25 protein-coding genes are annotated in these 22421 nt (G+C 71.8%); 15 read left to right on the top strand and 10 right to left on the bottom strand.

Annotated elements, in window-relative coordinates; genetic code table 11:
- Positions 1–36: 36 nt before the first annotated feature.
- Together ABKA17_RS19680 and ABKA17_RS19675 are read right to left on the bottom strand one after the other, a co-directional pair.
- Positions 37–477 carry an SPW repeat protein gene (locus ABKA17_RS19680; RefSeq protein WP_353693401.1) on the bottom strand — a complete coding sequence of 147 codons (441 nt, stop codon included), beginning with the start codon at positions 475–477 and terminating at the stop codon, positions 37–39.
- A gap of 59 nt (positions 478–536) precedes the next feature.
- Entirely contained in the window at positions 537–1193 is a 657-nt protein-coding gene (locus ABKA17_RS19675) for an RNA polymerase sigma factor (RefSeq protein ID WP_353693400.1), read from the bottom strand.
- Positions 1194–1324: 131 nt separating this feature from the next.
- Here ABKA17_RS19675 and ABKA17_RS19670 point away from each other — a divergent pair, with 131 nt between their 5' ends.
- Positions 1325–2287 (top strand): MerR family transcriptional regulator, encoded by a 963-nt coding sequence (locus ABKA17_RS19670; protein ID WP_353693399.1) that lies wholly within the window; start codon positions 1325–1327, stop codon positions 2285–2287.
- On the opposite strand, the gene ABKA17_RS19665 is transcribed toward ABKA17_RS19670, so the two are convergent.
- Positions 2262–3635 (bottom strand): cryptochrome/photolyase family protein, encoded by a 1374-nt coding sequence (locus ABKA17_RS19665; protein ID WP_353693398.1) that lies wholly within the window; start codon positions 3633–3635, stop codon positions 2262–2264. The two genes, ABKA17_RS19670 and ABKA17_RS19665, sit on opposite strands and share 26 nt — an antisense overlap.
- 150 nt (positions 3636–3785) lie before the next feature.
- Here ABKA17_RS19665 and ABKA17_RS19660 point away from each other — a divergent pair, with 150 nt between their 5' ends.
- Together ABKA17_RS19660 and ABKA17_RS19655 are read left to right on the top strand one after the other, a co-directional pair.
- Positions 3786–3953 carry a DUF8839 family protein gene (locus ABKA17_RS19660; protein ID WP_502994297.1) on the top strand — a complete coding sequence of 56 codons (168 nt, stop codon included), beginning with the start codon at positions 3786–3788 and terminating at the stop codon, positions 3951–3953.
- A gap of 57 nt (positions 3954–4010) precedes the next feature.
- Positions 4011–4451: a DUF4240 domain-containing protein gene (locus ABKA17_RS19655; RefSeq protein ID WP_353693396.1), complete on the top strand. Its 441-nt coding sequence runs from the start codon at positions 4011–4013 to the stop codon at positions 4449–4451.
- Here ABKA17_RS19655 and ABKA17_RS19650 read toward each other — a convergent pair.
- The gene (locus ABKA17_RS19650) at positions 4400–5368 is read right to left on the bottom strand and encodes a LysR family transcriptional regulator (RefSeq protein ID WP_353693395.1); all 969 of its coding nucleotides are present in this window, start codon (positions 5366–5368) and stop codon (positions 4400–4402) included. The two genes, ABKA17_RS19655 and ABKA17_RS19650, sit on opposite strands and share 52 nt — an antisense overlap.
- Positions 5369–5506: 138 nt before the next feature.
- Here ABKA17_RS19650 and ABKA17_RS19645 point away from each other — a divergent pair, with 138 nt between their 5' ends.
- The 6 genes from ABKA17_RS19645 (at position 5507) to ABKA17_RS19620 (ending at position 11105) form a co-directional block, all read left to right on the top strand.
- Entirely contained in the window at positions 5507–5590 is an 84-nt protein-coding gene (locus ABKA17_RS19645; protein WP_353693630.1) for a putative leader peptide, read from the top strand.
- Positions 5591–5751: 161 nt separating this feature from the next.
- Entirely contained in the window at positions 5752–6873 is a 1122-nt protein-coding gene (gene sfnG / locus ABKA17_RS19640) for a dimethylsulfone monooxygenase SfnG (RefSeq protein ID WP_353693394.1), read from the top strand.
- 14 nt (positions 6874–6887) lie between these two features.
- A complete protein-coding gene (locus ABKA17_RS19635; RefSeq protein ID WP_353693393.1) occupies positions 6888–8105 on the top strand; it encodes an acyl-CoA dehydrogenase family protein in 1218 nt (405 codons plus the stop codon).
- Between the two features lie 71 nt (positions 8106–8176).
- Positions 8177–8731, top strand: coding sequence for an NADPH-dependent FMN reductase (gene ssuE, locus ABKA17_RS19630; protein WP_353693392.1), 555 nt, complete (start codon positions 8177–8179; stop codon positions 8729–8731).
- A gap of 5 nt (positions 8732–8736) precedes the next feature.
- Positions 8737–9921, top strand: a complete 1185-nt coding sequence (locus tag ABKA17_RS19625) for an SfnB family sulfur acquisition oxidoreductase (protein ID WP_353693391.1) — start codon at positions 8737–8739, stop codon at positions 9919–9921.
- 38 nt (positions 9922–9959) lie between these two features.
- Entirely contained in the window at positions 9960–11105 is a 1146-nt protein-coding gene (locus ABKA17_RS19620; protein ID WP_353693390.1) for an LLM class flavin-dependent oxidoreductase, read from the top strand.
- Positions 11106–11114: 9 nt separating this feature from the next.
- On the opposite strand, the gene ABKA17_RS19615 is transcribed toward ABKA17_RS19620, so the two are convergent.
- Positions 11115–12158, bottom strand: a complete 1044-nt coding sequence (locus ABKA17_RS19615; RefSeq protein WP_353693389.1) for an acyl-CoA dehydrogenase family protein — start codon at positions 12156–12158, stop codon at positions 11115–11117.
- A 47-nt stretch (positions 12159–12205) separates the two neighbouring features.
- Complete coding sequence (locus ABKA17_RS19610; protein WP_353693388.1) at positions 12206–13318, bottom strand: substrate-binding domain-containing protein; 1113 nt, start codon at positions 13316–13318, stop codon at positions 12206–12208.
- Positions 13319–13396: 78 nt separating this feature from the next.
- Here ABKA17_RS19610 and ABKA17_RS19605 point away from each other — a divergent pair, with 78 nt between their 5' ends.
- The 4 genes from ABKA17_RS19605 to ABKA17_RS19590 all read left to right on the top strand — a co-directional run bounded on the left by ABKA17_RS19605 (position 13397) and on the right by ABKA17_RS19590 (position 16928).
- A complete protein-coding gene (locus tag ABKA17_RS19605; protein WP_353693387.1) occupies positions 13397–13834 on the top strand; it encodes a MarR family winged helix-turn-helix transcriptional regulator in 438 nt (145 codons plus the stop codon).
- Positions 13835–13900: 66 nt separating this feature from the next.
- Positions 13901–15280 (top strand): aldehyde dehydrogenase family protein, encoded by a 1380-nt coding sequence (locus tag ABKA17_RS19600; protein WP_353693629.1) that lies wholly within the window; start codon positions 13901–13903, stop codon positions 15278–15280.
- A 201-nt stretch (positions 15281–15481) separates the two neighbouring features.
- The gene (locus tag ABKA17_RS19595; protein WP_353693386.1) at positions 15482–15994 is read left to right on the top strand and encodes a hypothetical protein; all 513 of its coding nucleotides are present in this window, start codon (positions 15482–15484) and stop codon (positions 15992–15994) included.
- Between the two features lie 40 nt (positions 15995–16034).
- Positions 16035–16928 carry an aldo/keto reductase gene (locus tag ABKA17_RS19590; RefSeq protein WP_353693385.1) on the top strand — a complete coding sequence of 298 codons (894 nt, stop codon included), beginning with the start codon at positions 16035–16037 and terminating at the stop codon, positions 16926–16928.
- On the opposite strand, the gene sph is transcribed toward ABKA17_RS19590, so the two are convergent.
- Together sph and ABKA17_RS19580 are read right to left on the bottom strand one after the other, a co-directional pair.
- Positions 16929–17912 carry a sphingomyelin phosphodiesterase gene (gene sph, locus ABKA17_RS19585; protein WP_502994295.1) on the bottom strand — a complete coding sequence of 328 codons (984 nt, stop codon included), beginning with the start codon at positions 17910–17912 and terminating at the stop codon, positions 16929–16931.
- Between the two features lie 123 nt (positions 17913–18035).
- On the bottom strand, positions 18036–18494 hold the full coding sequence (locus ABKA17_RS19580) for a pyridoxamine 5'-phosphate oxidase family protein (protein ID WP_353693384.1): 459 nt from the start codon (positions 18492–18494) through the stop codon (positions 18036–18038).
- A 385-nt stretch (positions 18495–18879) separates the two neighbouring features.
- On the opposite strand from ABKA17_RS19580, the gene ABKA17_RS19575 reads away from it, so the two are divergent.
- Positions 18880–19269: a VOC family protein gene (locus tag ABKA17_RS19575; protein ID WP_353693383.1), complete on the top strand. Its 390-nt coding sequence runs from the start codon at positions 18880–18882 to the stop codon at positions 19267–19269.
- A 46-nt stretch (positions 19270–19315) separates the two neighbouring features.
- Positions 19316–20386, top strand: a complete 1071-nt coding sequence (locus ABKA17_RS19570) for an adenosine deaminase (protein WP_353693382.1) — start codon at positions 19316–19318, stop codon at positions 20384–20386.
- Here ABKA17_RS19570 and ABKA17_RS19565 read toward each other — a convergent pair.
- Both ABKA17_RS19565 and ABKA17_RS19560 read right to left on the bottom strand, forming a co-directional pair.
- Positions 20368–20883 (bottom strand): mycothiol transferase, encoded by a 516-nt coding sequence (locus ABKA17_RS19565; RefSeq protein ID WP_353693381.1) that lies wholly within the window; start codon positions 20881–20883, stop codon positions 20368–20370. The genes ABKA17_RS19570 and ABKA17_RS19565 overlap by 19 nt on opposite strands.
- A gap of 28 nt (positions 20884–20911) precedes the next feature.
- Positions 20912–22405, bottom strand: coding sequence for a carotenoid oxygenase family protein (locus ABKA17_RS19560; RefSeq protein ID WP_353693380.1), 1494 nt, complete (start codon positions 22403–22405; stop codon positions 20912–20914).
- Positions 22406–22421: the final 16 nt, after the last annotated feature.

Raw genomic sequence — 22421 nt, 5'->3', positions numbered from 1 at the left:
ACACGGACCGGCCGAGGCGTTCCCTTCCGGTTCTTCCTACGTCCGGGGGGCGCTCTTCGCCGCCGTGCCGGCGCACATCAGCCCCAGGATCACGGCCAGGGCGCCGATGATGACGTTGTTGAGCACGACGCCGGCGTCCGGGCTGTCGCCGACGATCCACGCCGACACGATCATCCACACCCCTACCGCGCAGAAGGCCCAGCTCAGGCCGTACATGCGTTCCGGGGCCCGGGTGAACCCGAGGGCCAGCAGGCCGATCGCGATGCCGACGATCAGGTTGTGGGGCACGAGGGCCGGCTGGCTCGTCGTGTAGTGGAGTATCCAGGGGGATACGGCGCAGTACAGACCGAGCAGGAACACCGGTCCGTCCACGAGCGCCACATCGCGACCGCCGAGCATACGGGCGTACCGTGCCCGCATTTCGGAAACATCAGGGTGGCTGCCTATGTCACCTCTGGTGGGCGAGACGTTGGCCATGACGCGTCTCCTTTGACTCACAGGCCGGACCGCGACTTGCGGTATGCGGTAAGCGCCGCTTAGTTCCATTCTGCGCTTATTTCACCTTTATGTGTAGAGGTCCACGGGTTCGCCCCCGAAGAGCGCCGACTCTCTCCGGGGGCGAACGGTTCCTGTGGGAGCGCGGCCCGCAGCCGTCGCAGCCCACGCCGCGTGTGGCTCTTGACCGTGCCGAGCGGCCAGCCGGTGTGCTCCGCGATCTGCGCCTGCGTCAGGTCCTCGTAGTAGGCGAGGACGAGCACCAGCCGCTGCGGCGCCGGGAGTTCGGCCAGCGCGGTGCGCACGAGCTGCCGGTCGAGGGCGGCGTCGAGCCGGTCGGCGACGGCGTCCGAGGCCAGGAGGGCGCTGCCGGCCGACACCGTCAGCTCGTACCGGCGGGTACGGGCGGACAGGGCGTCGGCGACCTTGCGCCGGGTGATGCCCACGAGCCACCCCGCGAACGAGCCGCGCTCAGGGCGGTAGCCCCGACGCCCCCGCCACACGCCGAGGAACACCTGCTGGACCACGTCCTCGGCCTCCGCCGAGTCCTCCAGTGAGCGCCGGGCGAGGGAGCGCACCAGGGGCGAGAACCGGTGGCAGGCCGCGGCCAGACAGTCGTCGTCGCCCGCGACCACGCCCCGGGCCAGCTCCTCGTCGCAGAGCGCGTCCTCGGCCGGAGCCCACAGCAGCTCGTTCATGACGGCGGCTCCTCGTGCATGCGCGGACCGACATCCGCCCAGGTCGCCGATGCCGACCCGGTCAAGCCATCGTGTGCGGGCGGGCGTGCGCGCTGCAACTCGCATCGATTGTGCGTCGTATCGTCGAAGGCATGGTGGCTGATCGCGGCAGGGACGAGACCGCTCTGAGCACCGGCGCCCTCGCGCGCAGGCTCGGGGTGTCACCCACCACGCTGCGCTCCTGGGACCGCCGCTACGGCCTCGGCCCCGTGGTCCGCGCCGAGGGACGGCACCGCCGCTGGACACCCGCCGACGTGGCGGTGCTGGAGACGATGTGCCGGCTCACGGCTGCCGGGGTGCCGCCCGCCGAGGCGGCCCGTGCGGCGCGCTCCGGCGACCCGGCCGCCGGGACGCCGGTGCGCTCGCGGGCCGCGGGCACCCTCCCGCTGGGTGACGTACGGCAGGAATGCCGCGGCCTGGCCCGGGCCGCCGTACGGCTCGACGCGCCGGCGGTGGAGGAGCTGCTGGCCGCGGCCGTCGAGCGGCACGGGCTCGTGCTCGCCTGGCAGGAGGTGATGGTGCCGACCCTGCACGCCGTGGGCCGTAAGTGGGCCGCGTCCGGCGACCGTTACGTCGAGGTCGAACACCTCCTGTCCTGGCACGTCTCCACGACCCTGCGCCACGCCACCCGGCCGACCGCGACGCCGGGCGACGACACGGTCCCCGGGCCCGTCGTACTGGCCTGCGTCCCCGGCGAGCAGCACACCCTTGCGTTGGAGGCGCTGAACGCCGGACTGAGTGAACTGCGCCTGCCCACCCGCATGTTCGGCGCCGACGTACCGTCGAAGGTGCTCGCGGGAGCCGTACGACGGCTGGGGCCCGCGGCGGTGGTCCTGTGGTCCCAGTCGCGCTCCACCGCGAGCCCCCAGCTGGCCGCGCACGTCGCCGCCATGGAGTGGGGCGTGACCGGTGCGCGCCGGCACGCTGTGCTGATGCTCGGCGGACCGGGCTGGTCGGGCCGGCTGCCCGCGGGGATGCTGCGGCCGACCGGACTGCCGGAGGCGCTGGACGTGCTGTCCGCCGGGCCGCTCAGCGGCTCTCGCGGGCCTGTCTGAAGCGGGCGAGCCCGTCGGCGAGGTCGACGATCGGATCGGGGTAGTCGACCGCGGCGCGATCCAGGCCCTTCAGCTTCCAGGGATCGTGCACCGCGGACGCCGCGAGGCCCGCGAGTTCCGGCACCCAACGCCGGACGTACGCTCCGTCCGGGTCGTACCGCTTGGCCTGGGTGACGGGGTTGAGGACCCGGTTGGGGCGTGTGTCGGTGCCCGTCCCGGCCGTCCACTGCCAGTTGAGCTGGTTCTGGGCCACGTCCCCGTCGACCAGCAGGTCCAGGAAGTGCCGGGCGCCGACGCGCCAGTCGACGTACAGGGTCTTGCTGAGGAAGCTCGCGGTCAGCAGCCGGCCGCGGTTGTGCATCCAGCCCTCGTGGCGCAGCTGGCGCATCGCCGCGTCGACCACCGGATAGCCGGTACGGCCCTCCCGCCACGCCTCGACGTCCGCCCGCGCCGCGCTCCCGGCTCGCCAACGGTCGTGCCGCGCGCGGTAGTCCGAGGCGGCCGCGGCCGGCCGGGCCGCCAGGACCTGGCGGTGGAAGTCGCGCCAGGCGAGCTGCCGGACGAACGCCTCGGCGCCGGGGCCGCCGGCCCGCCGCGCCCGGTGGACCAGCTCGACGGGGGAGAGGGTGCCGAAGTGCAGGTGCGGCGAGAAGCGGGAGGTGGCGTCGCCGGCCAGGTCGTCGTGGCGCTCCCCGTACTCGGCGAGGCCGTCCCGCAGCCACGCCGACAGCCGCCGCCTGCCCTCGGCCTCACCGCCGGCGGCCAGCCCCGGCGAGACCCCGGACAGGCTCTTGCGGCACGGCAGCTCCTCCGACCCCACGTGGTCGGGCACCCGCACCACGCGCGGGGCGCCGACGACGTCCCGCAGCGGCTGCCCCGACCAGTGGCGGAAGTACGGGGTGAAGACCGCGAAGTGGTCCGACGCGGCCGGGGTCACGGCACCCGGCGGCACGACCGTGCTCACCGCGTCGTGCACCCGCAGCCGACACCCCTGAGCCGCCAGCGCCTCGCGCAGCCGCTCCTCACGGCGGTGCGCGTACGGGCCGGTGTCGGCGGCCAGATGCACCTCCTCGGCCTCCGCCTCCGCGGCCACCCGGCACACCTCCTCGACGAGCTCACCGGACCGGACGACGAGCCGCCCACCCCGCTCACGCAGCCCCGCGTCGAGATCCCGCAGACAGTCGGCCAGGAAGGCGAGCCGGTTCGGCACGGCGAAACCGGCCCGCTCAACGGCCCGGTCGCGCACGAACAGCGGCACCACCTCGCGCCCGCCGGCGAGGGCCGCCCGCAGCGGCGGATGGTCGTGCAGGCGCAGATCGCAGGTGAACAGGACGACCGAGGTGGTCATGGTGCGGCTCCCGGAACGAAAAGGGGTGGTCTGTGATCTCCTTCCACCCGAACCCGTCTCCTGGATGCGCCCGGCGGAACATGCCCACGCCGATCGAGGGCAGACGAAGAAGAACCAGGTCGGTGGTCGATGAGGGAGGTGCCTGCCGCTATGGGCGCGAAGGTGTTGGAGCGGTTCCCGGCGGGAGCTCCGCGCGGATCGTGGCCGGCGGAGGAGTACGCGGCCGAACGCCGCGAAGCGGGCGAACCGGCGACGGTCGTGATGGACCTGAAGTCGGACGCCTTCCTGGTGGTGGTCCCGGGCCCGGACGAGGACTGACGGGGCGCGATCCGGCCGGGGCCCGGCACTGTCAGTGCCGTCCGTCATGCTCTGCCCGTGAACGAGAACGCCTTCTGGCAGCTCATGGACGCCTGCACACCGCCCACCCCCGACCCGGACGCCGAACGGTTGGCCGCGGCACTGACGAGCCGTCTGTCCGCCGGCCCTCTGACGGCCGTCATCGGGTTCGCCGAACAGCTGTCGTGGGCGCTGTACCGGATGGACCGCGAGGAGTACGGGCACGACCTGTCGAGCGACTGCTTCCTCTACACCCGTGCAGCTGTGGTGGCCGCGGGTCGGGAGACCTACGAGGCGACACTGCGCGATCCGCGGCTGTTCGTTCCGTTTGCTGAGGATCTGATCTGGGCGGAGCCGCTGCTCTATGTGCCGGATCGGGCTTACCTGCACATCACGGGCGAGGAGTGGGATCGCGACACTCGCTATTCCTACGAGTCCTTCTCGAACACGGCCGGGTGGGCCGGTGTCCGGCCGTCGTGAGGTGCCGTCTCCGCTGTCGCGGACAGGGCCAGCGCCCTGGCGACGAAGACTTCGTGCAGGTCCCGTACCGCGAGTGGTACCGGGTCCGTGCGGCGGCGTTGGAGCATCAGCAGGACGTGGGTGGAGTCGCCGGTGAGGGGGCGGTGGGTGAGGGCGCCGCTACGGACCAGGGGGTCGTCGAGGACGCTGAAGTCGGGCAGGACCGTCACACCGAGCCCCTCCGCGACCATCAGCTTGCCCATCTCGGCGCCGTCGGTGGAGTAAGAGAAGGAGGGCGCCCGGCCGTCGAGCAGACGGTGGACGTAGCGATGCATGACGTAGCCCGAGCGCATCGCGATCAGCGGAGTGTCCAGGAGGTCGGTCACCGACAGGGCGGCGCGCGCGGCCAGCGGGCTGTCCGGACGCAGGCAGACCACCGGGCGGCCGCGCAGCAGCTCCGTGCTCTCCAGCTCGGCGGGCACGTCGTCGCCCTCCAGGTGGTTGACGAGGCCGAGATCGAGACCGCCCTCGGACAGCGCGCGGTGGATGTCGGTCTGCTGGGCGCCGACCACCTCGACCTGGGTGACCGGATGCGTGGCGCGGAAGGCGCGCACCGCCGGGATCAGCAGCGGCACGGTCGCCGCGTTCACCGTGCCCACCCGCACCATCCGGCTGATGCGGTGCTGCTCGCCCGCCGCCGCCCGGAGCCGGTCCACCGCGTCCAGCACATCGATGATGTGCGGCAGCAGCTCCCGGCCCTCCGCGCTCATCGTCGCGCCCGAACGCTTGCGCTCCAGCAGGTCCACACCCAGCTCGCGTTCCAGATTCCGCACCGTCTCGCTCAACGCGGGCTGCGACAGGCGGAGTTCCTCCGCGGCCCGGCGCAGTGAACCCAGTCGGGTCACCGCGGCGATGTATTCGAGCTGTTCGGTGCGCATGGCAGGCAGAATGCGGCCCATTTACCGAGCCGTTCAAGGGTTTCCCTGTCACACCTTCGTGAAATTCAATGGTCCGGGATTCGAGACCGGTCGGGTTTACCTTGACGGCCCCGACCGGCGGCTGTCACGATCGAGAACATGATGATGCGACTGGACCTCACGCGGCGACGCCATGTCGACCTCGCGCGCGTCTCCAGCGCCTCCTGTTGCGCTGCGGCCTGATCCCCCTCCCTCTTCACAGGATCCGCCGCGTCCTCCGTTTTCCGCACCTGAATTCAGCGCGCCCGGGCACCCTTTGGCGACCCCGTTGAATTAGGCGTGCCCGAAAACATGGCGTCGGCATCCGCACGCATTGCACACGCATTCCGCAACAGGAGTTCCGCATGCCCGCAGAGCCCGTGAAATTCGCCTACTGGGTCCCCAACGTCAGCGGCGGCCTCGTCACCAGCAGGATCGAGCAGCGCACCGACTGGGGCTACGACTACAACCGCGAACTCGCCGTCCTCGCCGAGAACAACGGCTTCGACTACGCGCTCAGCCAGGTCCGCTACATGGCCAGCTACGGCGCCGAGTTCCAGCACGAGTCGACCAGCTTCAGCCTCGCCCTCCTCCTCGCCACCCAGCGCCTGAAGGTCATCGCCGCCGTCCACCCCGGCCTGTGGCACCCCGGCGTGCTCGCCAAGCTCGGCGCCACCGCCGACCACCTGTCGAACGGCCGCTTCGCCGTCAACGTCGTGTCGGGCTGGTTCAAGGGCGAGTTCACCGCGCTCGGCGTGCCCTGGCTGGAGCACGACGAGCGCTACCGCCGCTCCGAGGAGTTCATCCGCGCCCTGCGCCAGATCTGGACCGAGGACCACACCGAACTCGCCGGTGACTTCTACCGGTTGCGCGACTTCTCCCTCAAGCCCAAGCCCCTCAACACCCCCGAGCGCCCGCACCCGGAGATCTTCCAGGGCGGCAACTCCACCGCCGCCCGCGCGATGGCCGGCCGGGTCTCCGACTGGTACTTCTCCAACGGCAAGGACTTCGACGGCGTCACCGAGCAGATCGCCGACGTACGCCACGCCGCCGCCGAAGTCGGCCGCAGGGCACCGAAGTTCGGCCTCAACGGCTTCCTCATCGCCCGCGACACCGAGGCCGAGGCCCGCGACACCCTGCGCGAGATCGTCGCCAAGGCCGACACCGAGGCCGTCGAGGGCTTCGGCGCCGCCGTGAAGCAGGCCGGACAGTCCACCGCCGACAAGAAGGGCATGTGGCAGGACTCCTCCTTCGAGGACCTCGTCCAGTACAACGACGGCTTCCGCACCGGTCTCATCGGCACCCCCGAGCAGATCGCCGAACGGATCGTCGCCTACAAGCGGCTCGGCGTCGACCTGCTCCTCCTCGGCTTCCTGCACTACCACGAGGAGGTCGAGTACTTCGGCAAGCGGGTGCTGCCCCTCGTACGCGAGTTGGAGACCCAACTCCCCGACACCGCGCCCGAACTCGCCGGCGTCCAGGCCTGAGGAGGTCAGCAGAGATGAGCACCGTCACCCCCAACGACTGGGACACCCGCCCCGCCCCGCGCACCGCCCAGGACTGGATCGCCCGAGCCGCCGAGGTCGCCGCCGTCCTCGCCACCGACGCCGCCGCACGCGACCGCGCCGGAGCCACCCCCCACGCCGAGGTCCAGCTCCTCAAGGACTCCGGCCTCGTCACCCTGCTCGGCCCCACGGAGCACGGCGGCGCGGGCCAGGACTGGCCCACCGCGTACCGCGTCGTACGCGAGGTCGCCAAGGCCGACGGCTCCATCGGGCAGCTCCTCGGCTACCACTACCTGTGGAACTGGGCCGCCCGTCTGGTCGGCACCCGCGAGCAGTGGCAGCACGTGGAGGCCGAGGCCGCCCGGGGCCGCTGGTTCTTCGGCGGCGCCGTCAACCCCCGCGACAAGGACGTGACCGTCACCGAGGACGGCGACGACCTCGTCTTCACCGGCCGCAAGACCTTCTCCACCGGCAGCAAGGTCAGCGACGTCACCGTCCTGGAAGGCGTCCTCGAAGGCACCGACGACCATGTCTTCGCGATCGTGCCGTCCGACTCCGAGGGACTGACCTTCCACGACGACTGGGACAACATCGGCCAGCGGCTCACCGAGAGCGGCGGCGTCACCCTCGACGGAGTGCGCACACCCTGGTCGTCGGCGGCCGGCTACGTCGACAAGGTCTTCCAGCCGCGTACGTACAACACCCTCAACGTCCCCACCATCCAGCTGGTGTTCGTCAACTTCTATCTCGGTATCGCGGGCGGCGCCCTGGAGACGGCCGCCGCCTACACCCGGGAGAAGACCCGCTCCTGGCTGCACGGCGGACACGAGCGCGCGGTCGACGAGCCGTACGTCATCGACACCTACGGCGACCTCACCGCGAAGCTCTGGGCGGTCGAGGCGCTCGCCGACACCGTCGCCGCCGAGGGCCAGAAGCTGCACGACGACCCCGACGCGGTCACGGAGCAGACCCGCGGCGACTTCGAGGTGCGGGTGGCCGCGGTGAAGGCCCGGGCCACCGACGTGTCCCTGGAGATCGCCAACCGCATCTTCGAGGTGACCGGCGCCCGCTCCACGACCACCGCCGAGGGCCTCGACCGGTTCTGGCGCAACGTGCGCACCCACACCCTCCACGACCCCGTCGCCTACAAGCGGCGCGAGGTCGGCCGCTGGGTCCTCGAGGGCGAGCTGCCCGAACCCACCTGGTACTCCTGACCGCTTCCCCAGGGGCGCCCCCGCCTGAACCGGGGGCGCCCCGCCCCTCCTCCTCCCCGAAAGAGGACCGCATGGCCACCGTCCTGTCCGTCTCCGGCAGCCCTTCCGCCTCCTCCCGCACCAACCGTCTGCTGCGCCACCTCGACCGGCGGCTGACCGCGCAGGGCCACGAGGTGATCCCGCTCGACGTCCGCACCATCCCCCCCGAGGCCCTCCTGGGCGCCGACTTCAAGCACCCGGCGATCGTCGAGGCCACCGAACTCATCGCCCGCGCCGACGGCGTGGTCGTCGCCACCCCCGTCTACAAGGCGTCGTACTCCGGAGTCCTCAAGGCCCTGCTGGACCTGCTCCCGCAGTACGCCCTCACCGGCAAGACCGTGCTGCCGCTCGCCACCGGCGGCTCCACCGCGCACGTCCTGGCCATCGACTACGCGCTCCGCCCGGTCCTCAACTCCATGGGCGCCGCCCACATCGTGCAGGGCTGGTTCACCCTCGACAAGGACATCACCGTGCACGAGGACGGCACGCTGAGCCTTCCGGCGACCACCCACCAGGCCCTGGCCCAGGTGGTCGACCAGTTCTCGGGCGCACTCGGCCGTACCCCGGTCCTGGCCGTGGCGAGCTGACCCCGATGACCGCGCATGTGATCGCCGACGACGCGGAGGCCCTCGCTGTCGCGGCCGCCCTGGCCGCGGAGTTCCGCGCGGGAGCCTCCGCGCGGGACTCCGAACGCAGGCTGCCGCGCGCGGAGTTGGACCGGCTCTCCGCCTCCGGTCTGCTCGCCGTCACCGTTCCCGCCGACCACGGGGGAGCGGACGTCGGCGCGCCGACCCTCGCGGAGATCTTCCGTCTGCTGGCGTCCGCCGACGGCAGCCTCGCCCAGATCCCGCAGAGCCACTTCGCCTACGTGAACGTGATCCGCCGTCAGGGCACCGAGGAGCAGCGGAAGTTCTTCTTCGCCGAACTCCTCGCCGGCCGCCGTTTCGGCAACGCCCAGTCGGAGGCGGGCACCAAGCACGTCCAGGACATCCGCACCCGCCTCGCGCCCCGGCCCGACGGCTCGTACGTCCTCGACGGCGTCAAGCACTACTCCACGGGTGCCCTTTTCGCGGACTGGATCCCGGTGCTCGCCCGAGCCGAGTACGACAAGCTCCATGTCGCCTACGTGCCCCGGGACGCGCCGGGCCTGACGGTGATCGACGACTGGGACGGCCTCGGCCAGCGCACGACCGCCAGCGGCACGGTCCGTCTCGAGGGCGTCGTGGTGCCGGCAGACCGGATCCTGCCCCATCACCTCACCTTCGAGGGCCCCCAACTCCACGGCGCAGTGGCCCAGTTGCTGCACGCCGCGATCGACACCGGGCTCGCCGGGGCCGCGCTCGCGGAGGCGGCGGAGTTCGTACGGACGAAGAGCCGGCCGTGGTTCGAGAGCGGCGTCGAGACGGCGGCCGAGGATCCGCTGCTGATCCAGCGCTTCGGTGAACTCGCCCTCCAGGTACGGGCGGCGGAGGCCCTGCTGCGAGAGGCGGCGCGCGTCGTCCAGGCGGCGCGGGACGGGCTCACCGACGACTCGGCGGCCGAGGCGTCGATAGCCGTGGCCATCGCCAAGGTGCAGGCCGCCCGGGCAGCGGTCGACGTGGCGAGCGCGCTCTTCGAGGTCTCCGGCACCCGCTCCGCCCTGAACTCCCTGAACCTGCACCGTCATTGGCGCGACGCCCGTACCCACACCCTGCACGACCCGACCCGCTGGAAGGTCCAGCACATCGGCCGGTACGTGCTCAACGGCACCCGGCCACCCCGCCACGGCCTGCTCTGACCCCCAGCACCCCTGTATGTCTGATCGGAGACCCCCACGTGTCCCTCACCTTCCACTGGTTCCTGCCCACCAACGGCGACAGCCGCCACGTCGTCGGCGGTGGCCACGGCACCCCGGCCACCGTCTCCGGACGGGACCGGCCGCCGACGGTCGCCTATCTGAGCCAGATCGCCCGCGCCGCCGAGGATCTCGGGTTCGTCGGCGCGCTCACCCCGACCGGCGCCTGGTGCGAGGATGCGTGGCTGACCACCGCCATGGTCAGTCAGAACACCGAGCGGCTGAAGTTCCTCGTCGCCTTCCGCCCCGGCTTCGTCTCCCCGACCCTCGCCGCGCAGATGGCGGCCACCTTCCAGCGGCAGTCCGGCGGACGGCTCCTGCTCAACGTCGTCACCGGCGGCGAGAGCCACGAGCAGCGGGCCTACGGCGACTTCCTGGACAAGGACGACCGCTACCGTCGTACCGACGAATTCCTGGAGATCGTACGGGGGTTGTGGGACGGCAAGACGGTCGATCTGAAGGGCGAGCACCTCCGGGTCGAGGACGCGAAGCTGGCCCGGGTACCCGACCCGGTCCCCGAGGTGTACTTCGGCGGCTCCTCGCCGATCGCCGGGGAAGTCGCCGCCCGGCACGTCGACGTGTACCTCACGTGGGGCGAGCCGCCCGCCCAGGTCGCCGAGAAGATCGCCTGGGTCCGGGGGCTGGCCGCCCGGCACGGCCGTACCCTCCGCTTCGGCATCCGCCTGCACGTCATCACCCGCGACACCGCCGAACAGGCGTGGGCCGAGGCGGACCGGCTGCTGGCGGGCTTCGACCCCGAGACCGTGCGGTCCGTCCAGGAAGGGCTCGCCCGGAGCGAGTCCGAGGGACAGCAGCGGATGCTGGCCCTGCATCAAGGCGGCAGCCGCGACGGACTGGAGATCCACCCCAACCTGTGGGCCGGCATCGGCCTGGTGCGCGGCGGCGCGGGCACCGCGCTGGTCGGCAGCCACGACGAGGTCGCCGAGCGGATCAAGGAGTACCACGCCCTCGGCATCGACGAGTTCGTCCTGTCCGGCTATCCCCACCTGGAGGAGGCGTACTGGTTCGGCGAGGGCGTACTGCCGCGGCTGGCCGCACAGGGGCTGTGGCAGCACCCGTTCGAGAAGGACGACGTCCCCTCGGCACAGGTCCCCTTCGCGAGCTAGCGGCCCCTCTCAGGAGGCCAGCACGTCGAGGTGTGCCCGCCGCACCACCGACGTCTGCCCCTGCACCAGCAGGAACATCCCCTCCCGGAACAGCCGTTGAGCGGGATGGCGTACGTCCATGGTGCGGCCGCCCCCGGCCACGACCGCCGCGGTCGTGGCCGCACGCATCAGGTCGTACGACCGTGTCCTCAGCGCCAGCCGCTCCTCGACGTGCTCGTGCGCGACGGGGTGCTCGGCCAGCTCGTACGCCTGCCGCCGCACCTCGTCGACCCGGCCGCGCAGCTCCTGGGCCGTCCCCGCCTCGCCACTGTCCTCGAGCACCCGCAGCGCGGCGTACGCCACTCCGAACACGGCCGGGGAGGCGTTGGTGCTGCGCGGCAGATCGACGAGGGCGAACTTGTCCTGCGGGATGCGCAGCACGACGTTCTCCTCGGGCACCCACAGGCCCGCCAGCTCCAGGGAGACGGTGCGGGCGGCGGTGAGGGCCGCCAGCCGCATGGGCTCCGAGGCACGCAGCCCCGGCTGCTCGCGGGCGTCGGCGAAGGCGAACACGACCTCGTCGGAGTCGGTCACACCCGCGAGGAGCATCACGTCGTTCAGGCCCCAGCCGGTGTACCAGGGCACCGTCCCGTCGAACCGCCAGCCGTCCCGCTGCGCCGTCGCCCGCACGGGGACGCGGGGAAAGGCCCGGACATGGGCGTAGGCGATACCGGCCAGCAGCTCACCGGTCGCCAGTGGCCGCAACAGCCTTTTCCGCACCGGGAGTTCGGACTTGGCGAGCATCCGCACCGGAGTGTGGTGCTGGGTCTGCACGAACCAGGTCGAGCAGCACGCCCCGGCCAGGATCTCCTGGATCTCGCGCGCCACCGAGTCCGGGGCGCCCGCCCCGCCGTACTCGCGTGGCGCGCTCACCCCCAGCAGCCCGGACCGCCGGATCTCCTCGACATGACTCGCCGGCACCTCCGCACGGTCGACCTGGGCCGCCTCGGGAGCCAGGAGGCGGTCGGCTAGTTCCCGGGTGCGGACGACGAGCGGGTGCGGTGCGAAGTTCATGGAGAGGATTCTCCCTATCGCGTGGTGCGCGGTGTCGATCCGGCACGTCAGGAGCGCGAGCCGTGCGGATCGAGCTCCGTGAGGACGTCGAAGTCCAGCCCGTCGGCGCGGGCCAGGTAGATCCGCTGGCGCACATGCCGGTCGCGCAGATGCATGAGCCCGCGCGGTCCCTCGTACGACACTGTCCCGGCCGCCGCCCCGATCGCCGCCACATCGAGTGTCCCGGCCCCTTTGAGGAGCGCGGCGAGCAGCAGCACACCCTCGTAGCAGGACTCGCCGAGACTGCCGAGCGTGGGTGCCTCGATGCCGTACCGGTCGGCGTACTGGCCGTGGAAGTCCAGAGTGTCCTGGTTGGCCAGCGAGGCGAAGAAACCGGCGGTGCTGTAGAGGTCCTCGGTGGCCGAAGGGCCGCTCGCCATCAGCATGTTCTCGTCCATCAGCGTGCTGAGCCGCAGACAGCGCGCGGGCAACCCGTAGGCGGCGAACGCCCGGTTGAAGCGCACGGCGTCGCTGCCCACGAGCAGCATGAGCACGGCGTTCGCCTCGGAACGCTCGATGCGCCGCAGCACCGGCTCGAAGTCATGGGTACCGAGCGGGAGATAGACCTCCCCCGCCACGGCCCCGCCCGACTCACGCGCGTACCCGTGCGCCGCCCGTGCCGTACGCCGGGGCCACACATAGTCGTTGCCGACGACGAACCACCGGCGCGCCCCGCGCTCATGCGCCAACAGCCCCATAGCGGGCCGCAGTTGGTCGCGCGGCGTCTCGCTGGTCAGGAACACCCCGGCCGTGTGCTCGCCGCCCTCGTACAGAGCGGTGTAGACGTACGGCACCCGGTGGGCGATCCTCGGCGCCAGCGCCTGCCGCACCGAGGAGATGTGCCAGCCCGTGACCCCCTGCACGACCCCCAGATCCACCAGCGCCTCGACATGGTCGGCGATCTCGCGGGGAGCGGCGCCGCCGTCGACGGGCAGCAGCCACAGCTCCCTTCCCAGCACCCCGCCCGCGCGGTTGACCTCCTCGGCCGCCAGCCGCGCGCACAGCTCGCAGGTGGGCCCGAAGATCCCCGCCGGCCCCTGCTGCGGGAACACGAGCGCGACGCCGAACACGGAGTCGTCGGCCGTGAACCAGTCGGGTGCGGGGGGATCGTGCCGGAACATGGCGTCATGATTTCCGGTCCGCCCGGTGAACTCCAGCCCGTCTCATACGATGTACACACCCCGTGACCTAGGAGCACGATGCCTTCCTCATCCGCGCGCCCGCCCCGCGACCTCGTGCAGCTCCTGACGCGGGCCGAGCGGCTGGCCGCGCGCCGCCTACAGGCCGCCCTGGACGAGGAGGGCTGCTCGCTCGACGCCTGGCGGGTGCTCGCACTGCTCTCCGACGGGCAGGGGCAGCACATGACGGCGATAGCCGAGGCCGCGTTCCTGCCGCCGCCCACGCTGACCAAGCTCGTCGACCACCTCGTCGACCGGAACCTGGTCCACCGCCGTGTCGACCCGCTCGACCGGCGGCGCGTCCTCGCCCACCTCACCCCGCGCGGCCAGGAGTACTGGCAGCGCGTCGACCACGCGGTCCGCGCCAACTGGCCCACCCTCGGCGACAGCGACGACGAACTCCTGCGCGCCCTGCTGGACCGGCTGGCGGACACGCTCGACGACTCCACCCGAGTGTGATCGCGACGTAACCCAAAGTTGCTCGCATGGCGAGGGAATGCATCCGGGTGTAGAAAAGGTTGGCATATACATCCAACCGTTCGTGGCCGTGCCCAGCGGCCCGCGCAGCACCAGCGAGGCACCGTGAACCAGACCGCCCCCGAGCAGCCCGCCGACATCGTGGCCCGGCTGCGCGCCACCTTCCGCACCGGCCGCACCAAGCCCGTCGAGTGGCGCACCGGTCAGCTGCGCCGGCTGCGCGAGATGCTCACCGAGCACGGCGCCGACCTGGCCGCCGCCCTCCACGCCGACCTGGGCAAGAGCGCCACCGAGGCCCACCGCACCGAGATCGACTTCGTGATCCGCGAGATCGACCACACCCTCGAGCACCTCGACGGCTGGCTGCGCCCCGAGTCCGCCCCCGTCCCGCCGCACCTCGGCACCGACGCCACCGCCTGGACGCAGTACGACCCGCTCGGTGTCGTCCTCGTCATCGCCCCCTGGAACTACCCGGCCCAGCTGCTGCTCGCCCCCGTGGTCGGCGCGCTGGCCTCCGGCAACGCGGTCGTGGTCAAGCCCAGCGAGATGGCCCCGGCCACCTCCGCCGCCCTGGCCCGCCTCCTGCCGGCGTTCCTCGACACCGAGGCCTTCGCCGTCGTCGAGGGCGGCGTCCCGGAGACCACGGCCCTGCTGGCCGAGCGCTTCGACCACATCTTCTACACCGGCAACGGCGCCGTCGGCCGCATCGTCATGCGCGCCGCCGCCGAGCACCTCACCCCGGTCACCCTCGAACTCGGCGGCAAGTCCCCGGCGTTCGTCGACCGCGACGCCGACCTCTCCGTCGTCGCCGACCGGCTGGCCCGTGGCAAGTTCCTCAACGCCGGCCAGACCTGCGTCGCCCCCGACTACGTCCTGACCGACCCGGAGACCGCCGCCGCCCTGGAGCCCGTGCTCGCCAAGGCCGTCGAAGCGGCGTACGGCGCCGACGCCTCGACCTCCGGCGAGTACGGCCGCATCGTCAACGAACGCCACTTCGACCGGCTGAGCGGCCTGCTCGACTCGGGCCGTGTCGTCGTGGGCGGCGTCGGCGACCGTACGACCAAGTACATCGCCCCCACCGTCCTCGCCGACGTCGACCCCGACTCGCCCGTCATGCGGGAGGAGATCTTCGGCCCGATCCTCCCGATCGTCACCGTGCCGGACCTCGACGGGGCGATCGACTTCATCAACGACCGCGACAAGCCGCTCGCCCTCTACGTCTTCAGCACCTCCCAGGAGACCCGGGACCGCCTCGCCGCCGAGACCTCCTCCGGCGGCCTGGGCTACGGCCTCCCGCTCGCCCACCTCACCGTCTCCGACCTGCCGTTCGGCGGAGTCGGGGAGAGCGGCATGGGCAACTACCACGGGCGCTACTCGATCGAGACCTTCAGCCACCGCAAGGCGGTCCTGGACAAGCCCCTCGGCTGAGCCCGCCGTGGTGAACCGACCCCATGCGCGCACGTGTCGTGGGAGTCGACGTACCTTCGGCGGCCCTGGACCGGCCCGTCGGGGTGGCGGTCGAGCCCCTCGCCGGACCTCGTGGCGCAGGGGTCCGGCTCGCCTCCCGAGTCGCGTCCTGTCGTACGGTCGTGCCATGACGCACGCCGTACGAGTCCGCCCGGCCGCCCGATGAGCGGCTGGTGGGCCTACCTGGAGGAACGGACCCGGCAGGAGGTCGACGCGGACGTGCTGCGGGACCGCCGGATCGCGGCGGTGAAGACCGTCTGGGAAGCCCTGCGACCACTGGAAGTGGGCCTGCACCACGCGGAGAAGGTGGTCCAGGCACGTTACGAGGCACTCGGTGACCGGGTGCGACACCGGCCGCCCGACCCCCTGGACACCCCGTCGCTCGTGGCCCGCGCGGCCGCGCTTCCGGGCCCGGTCGCCGCCGTCGAGGCCCTCTGGGACGGCGACACCGTCCACGACTGGTTCGTGGTGCTGGTCGCGGTCCTGGACGACCCCGCGGGGGAAGGCGACCTGGCGATCGTCCACCAGCGCTCCGACGGACCCTCGCCGAGCGCCCGCGCCGCCGAGGCGGGCCGGGCCCTGGCCGACCACCTCGGCGTGCCGTTCCACTTCCCTTCCCCGGACGTCCCCGATGACGAGGCCCCGCGCTGGCGGAGCCGACCCATGGGTGCGTAAAGGATCCGTTCGACGGCACACCGTGTGTGACACTCCGCTGATGACCTCCGAAACGATCACCGCGGACGCCGCGGGCACCTGGAAACTGGGCGACCTCACCGTCAACCGCCTCGGCCTCGGCGCGATGCGGCTGACCGGCAGCGCCGCCTTCCACCACGGCACACCGAGCGACCGGCAACGCTCGATCGCCGTGCTGCGCAAGGCGATCGAGCTCGGCGTCGACCACATCGACACGGCGGCCTTCTACTTCTCCGCCCTGCGCTCGGCCAACGAACTGATCAACACCGCGCTGTCCCCGTATCCCGAGGACCTGGTCATCGCCGCCAAGGTCGGCCCCTTCCGGGACTACTCGGGAGAGTGGGGCACCTCGGCCCGCCCCGAAGACCTGCGCGGCCATGTCGAGGAGAACCTGCGCCAGTTGGGCCGCGACCACCTGGACCTGGTGTACCTGCGCCGCATGGGGCAGGACTCCATCGCCGAGCACTTCGGCGCCCTGGCCGCACTGCGGGAGGCGGGGCTGATCCGCCACCTGGGCATCTCCGGCGTACAACCCCACCACCTCGCCGAGGCCCAGGCCATCGCCCCCGTGGTCAGCGTGCAGAACCGCTACGCCCTGGACCGCCCCGACGAACTCCTGCGCATCTGCGGCGAACAGGGCATCGCCTACGTCCCGTTCTACGCGGTCGCCGGTGACGCGGGCGAGCGCGGCGCGACCACGAGCCATGACGAAGAGGTGCTCACCATCGCCCGCGCCCACGGCGCGAGCCCGGCGCAGATCCGCCTCGCCTGGACCCTGCACCAGGGCCCGCACGTCCTCGCCATCCCCGGCACCGGCAACCCCGACCACCTCGTCGAGAACGTGGCGGCCGGGGCGATCCGGCTGACCGAGGACGAGCTGGCCCGCCTCAACACCGCGCACGCACAGGCGAGTTGATCAGCCGATCGAGCCGATCACGGGATAGTGGTCGGAGAGGTTCGTGTACGTGTAGTCGGTACCCCAGCTCGTCACCGTCCAGGGCGCCGACTCCTCCTTGACGACCTCGTTCCGCCACACCGGCGGACGGGCGTGACCCGCGCGGTGAAGGACGTGGTCCAGGTCCTCGCGCGGGTCGTCCGGGTAGCGGTCAAGGGCGATGGAGTTCGCCTCGGTGTCGAAGGAGTACGGGTGCCCGGTGCGCGCGTCCGCGCCGGTCAGGCCCGCGTCCGCGAGCATCGAGGCGTACTCGGCGGAGCGGGAGTCGACGTTCATGTCACCCGCGACGACGACCTGTTCGCCCGCCGGGATGTTCTTGGCGTCCAGGAACGCGTCGATCGCCTTGAACTGCCGTCCGCGCATCGCGGCCGCCTCGCCGGCGCCACAGCCCGGGTCGGTCGACTGGGCATGGGTCCCGACGACGTGCACCCGCGCGCCGCCGACGTTCAACACCACATACGCGAAGCCCTTGTTGGACCACCAGTCCGCCCCGCACGCGTCCTTGAACACGTACTGCTCCTTGCGCAGCACCGGCCACTTGCTGAGCACCGTGACGCCGCCGTCCTCGGGTGTCGTCGCCGAGTACGCCCCGCCGGTCGCGTCCCAACCGTCCCTGCTCCGCCCGACCACCGGCGTCTGGTACGGATACTCGCCCGCCGCGGCCCTCTTCAGCGCGTCCGACGAGGAGTTGTCGAAGGCCTCCTGCAGCACCACGACGTCGTTGCCGTGGAAGAAGGGTGCCTTGGCGATCTCCGCGGCACGGTGGTCCTGGCCCCAGTTGGGGTAGAGCGTCTTGCTGAAGAGGAAGGCGTTGTACGTCAACACCCGCACGGGCGGCGCCGGTTCGGCGGCGGAGGCCGCCGTCGCGGTGGGTGCGGCGGTGGCCGCGAGGGCGAGCGCGAGTACGGTCGCGCCCAGGGTGCGGCGCGAGGCGAGAGGCGTCACTGGATCTCCCTGAGGGTGGCGGGGGCCTGAGTGGCGCCGCACATCAAACCACTGGTGATTACTCCCAGGTAACTCCTGTGCAGGGAAAGGATGTCGGCAGGGGGTACGTCCGGGGCGGCCGGCTCAGACCAGCCAGACACCGTCCCGCATGATGTGCCGTTTGGGCAGCTCACGTTGCTCGTGCCAGGCCTGTACCGCGGAGGGGCGCACCTCGAAGAAGGCGTACGAGGCGCTGTCCTGCCGCGGGTCCCAGCCTGTCTTGGCCAGGAACGCCTCGGCGGCCTCGGCCGGCACCTCGGTCAGTCGATGGGTCCGGACGTCACCGTCGATGAGCACGACGTCCCGGGTGTCCGCGAAGGCCAGCCGGGTGCGGCCGCCGTCCCGCAGGTTGCGGCCGGTCGGGTTGGTCACCCGGGTCACCAGCCACACGCACTCGGCGTGCCACACGAACCAGAGCGGGACCATGCATGGCAGTCCGTCGCCGTCCGCGGAGGCCACCCAGATGTCGATCTCCCGCTCGAGGCGGTCCAGGACGTCGCGCTTGCGCTCATCACCGCCGCGCGGCGGCTTGTCGATCTTCATGAGCCGGACGGTAGCCGCCCGACGGCCCACCGCACGTCGGTCCAGGGACCCGCTCCGCCTCGGCCGCGGGACCTAGGCCGAGCGGTCGCGAGGGGGTGGCGAAGGCGAGCGTGGGAATGGGGGCAGCCGCAAGCGGGGCCGGCCAAGGCAGCGGCCAAGGCGGCAGCGGGCCCGCGTCGGCTGCACGTCGAGGTGACCCGGAGGCGCCCGACCCCGGGTCCACCGGACCGCACCGGTCCACCGGGACCGCACCGGTCCCGCCGGACAGCCTCGGTCCGCCGGACCGCCTCGGTCCACCGGGACCGCCCCGGATCCACGTACGACTGGCGCTCCCGGAGTTTTACGTATAACGTCTCCCGCTAATCCCGCGCCCCGAAAGGCCCCGATGAGACGCATCGCCCTGGTCACCCTCGTCGTCGACGACTACGACGAGGCGATCCGCTTCTACACCGAGGCCCTCGGATTCCGGCTCGCCGAGGACGCCCCGCGCCCCGACGGGTCCCGCTGGGTGGTCGTGGAACCGGGCGCGGAAGGCGGCACCGCCCTGCTGCTGGCCCGCGCCAAGGACGAGGCCCAGCGCGGCCGCGTCGGCGACCAGACCGGCGGGCGCGTCGGGTTCTTCCTGCACACCGACGACTTCGCCCGCGACCACGCCCGGATGTGTGCCACCGGCGTGACCTTCCTCGAAGAGCCGCGTCACGAGCCCTACGGCTCGGTCGCCGTCTTCCAGGACCTGTACGGCAACCGCTGGGACCTGCTCCAGCCGGCCGGCTGACGCTCCGCCCGCTCCCTGAACCGCCCCGCCCGAGGAAAGACCCGCCATGACTGCTACGCGCGTAGACGCCGATGTGATCCGCCGCCTCCCCAAGGCGGTCCTGCACGACCACCTCGACGGTGGCCTGCGCCCCGCCACCGTGGTGGAGCTCGCGGCGGAGCTCGGCCACACCCTGCCCACCACCGACCCGGACGAGCTGGCCGCCTGGTACTACGACGCCGCGAACTCCGGCGACCTGGTGCGCTACATAGCCACCTTCGAGCACACCCTCGCCGTGATGCAGACCCGCGAGGGCCTGCTGCGCACCGCCGAGGAGTACGTCCTCGACCTCGCCGCCGACGGTGTCGTCTACGGCGAGGTGCGCTACGCCCCCGAGCTGAACACCAACGGCGAGCTGACCATGGCCGAGGTCGTGGAGACCGTCCAGGAGGGTCTGGCGGCCGGTATGGCGAAGGCCGCGGCCGCCGGTGCCCCGGTGCGGGTCGGCACGCTGCTGTGCGGTATGCGGATGTTCGACCGGGTGCGCGAGGCGGCCGACCTGGCCGTCGCCTTCCGGGACGCGGGTGTCGTCGGCTTCGACATCGCCGGTGCCGAGGACGGCTTCCCGCCCGCCGACCACCTCGCCGCCTTCGAGCACCTGCGCCGCGAGAGCGTCCCGTTCACCATCCACGCCGGCGAGGCCCACGGCCTGCCCAGCATCCACCAGGCCCTCCAGGTCTGCGGCGCCCAGCGCATCGGCCACGGCGTCCGTATCACCGAGGACATCGTGGACGGCAAGCTCGGCCGGCTCGCCGGCTGGGTGCGCGACCGCCGTATCGCCCTGGAGATGTGCCCGACCTCCAACCTTCAGACCGGCGCCGCCACCTCGATCGCCGAGCACCCCATCACGGCCCTCAAGGACCTCGGTTTCCGGGTCACCCTGAACACCGACAACCGTCTGGTGTCGGGCACCACGATGACCCGTGAGATGTCCCTGCTGGTCGAGGAGGCGGGCTGGGGTGTCGAGGACCTGCGCACGGTCACGGTGAACGCCCTCAAGAGCGCGTTCATCCCCTTCGACGAGCGCAAGGCCCTCATCGAGGACGTCGTCCTGCCGGGCTACGAAGCCGCGCTCTGATACAGCCCCCGCAGGTAGGCGGCCTGGCCGACGTGCTCCAGATCATCGGCCAGGACGCTCACCAGGCGGACGCCGAGCGTGACCGGCGGATCCCAGTTCGTGTCCACGACACGTTCCAGGTCCGCGGCGGTCAGTCCGCCCAGCGCCTCCAGGCTCTGGGCGTGGACGGCGTCGTAATAGCCGGTCAGCAGCTCGGCGGAGTCGACCCGCACCTTCGCGACCTGCGCGGAGGTGTGACCGTAGCCGTGGTCCCGCGGCGGCAGGTCGAGTCCGAAGCGCTTCTGCCACTCCTGGGCGAGCCACACCTGGTCGAGGCCGAACGCGTGGGCCAGGTGGTCGTCCTGGATCCGGGTGAGGTGCCAGACCAGCCAGGTGATGGAGTTGGCGTCGGGGCCGGGCCGGGCGTTGAGGTCGTCGGGGCTCAGGCCCTCGACGGCGGCGTGGACTTCTTCCTGGATGCGGCTGAAGCCGTCGATGAGGATGTCCTTGGCATGCATACCGTCCACCATCGCGCACCCGGCCGACTCATGCGTCCGGAATCCAGCTCCCGTGGAAGCCGAGCGGCACCCGCCCCGGCAGATGGATCCTGGCCACCGGCTCGCCGGTGAAGTCCTGCGCCGAGAGGATCACCAGGTCGGACGCTCCGCGGTCGGGATCGTGGACGTACGCGATCGCGTAGCCGTCGTCCTCCGCCCTGGCGTGTTCACGCGGCACGAACACGGCCTCGCTCGCGGCGGCGCCCCGCGGCAGCCGGTGGACCTGGGTCGTGCCGCGGAACAGGTCGTGCTTGATGAGCGCGTTGCCGAACGCCCGGTCGGGCGGGTTGCCGTCGACCGCCATATAGGCCAGCGACATCTCGGCGGACGCCGCCGCGTAGCCGTAGCGGTGCCGACGGGACACCAGCGCCTCGTTCACACGCGGGAATTCCTGCGGGCGGTCGTCCAGGGTCCGGGTCCACACCCGGCCGTGCCGCAGGTCGACCGTCCAGCGGTCGAGCCTCGGGGTGCCGGTCGCGTAGGGGCCGCCCGAGCCGTTGCCGGCGACGAGGAACGGCGCGTCGAAGTTCGTCATGTCGACGACGATGTTCGAGCCCTCCTCGTAGGCGTTGAGGGTGTGCGAGTAGTAGACCGGGTCGACCTCGAACCAGCGGACCCTGCCGCCCTTGCGGGGCAGCACGCCGACCCGCGCCGGGTGCTTGTCGTTCCAGACGTAGGGGACGATGTCGCCGCGTTCGGCGGCCGCCGGGTCGAAGGTGACGGGCATGTCGAGGATGACGACGTGGTTCTCGGTGAGGGCGAAGTCGTGGATCATCGGCGCGTCCGCCACCGGGATCCTGGTCGTACGGGAGACCCGTCCCGCGGGGTCCACGACCAGGTGCCGGACGTGGTCCCAGGTCGGGTAGTAGGCGATGGCGTGCAGCTCACCGGCGTGCACGTCGAACTTGGTGTGCGCGGTGAGCGGGCCCTTCAGGGTGCCCCGGAAGTCGTAGGTGCCGACGGTGTTCAGCTCGTCGTCGAGTTCGTACGGCAGCGGCCCGCTCTCCTGGAGCGTGAGGATCCGGCCCCGGTAGGGGATCACATGGGTGTTGCACGGGAAGTCGTCCGGCGGCACCGGGCCCGGGTAGGGCTCGCCGAGCTTCTTCGCCACCTGGGAGGAGCGCACCCAGCGGTTGCGGTACCACTCGGCACGGCCCTCGCGCAGTCGGACGCCGTGGACCATGCCATCACCGAGCATCCAGTGGTGGGCGCGGGGGTCCTCCAGGCCGAGCACGTTGGGACCGTTGCGCAGATAGCGGCCGTTCAGGTCGGTGGGGATACGCCCGGTGACCGACAGGTCGAAGGCCGTCAGCTCCTGCGTGACCGGCTCGAAGGCACCCTCCAGGAAGGGGAAGTGCCGCGTCGTAGGGGTCCGGGGCGCCGCGGCGGCCGGACGTGCTTGCGCTCCGGCGCCGACGAGCCCGCCGGCCGCGGCGATCGCCGCCGCGCCGCGCAGTACGTTCCGTCGTGTGTGGTCCGTCATCTTCCGTACTCCTGAC

The sequence above is a fragment of the Streptomyces sp. RG80 genome, from assembly GCF_040446465.1.
Lineage (GTDB): Bacteria > Actinomycetota > Actinomycetes > Streptomycetales > Streptomycetaceae > Streptomyces.
This window is presented reverse-complemented; position numbering and strand designations above follow the sequence as displayed.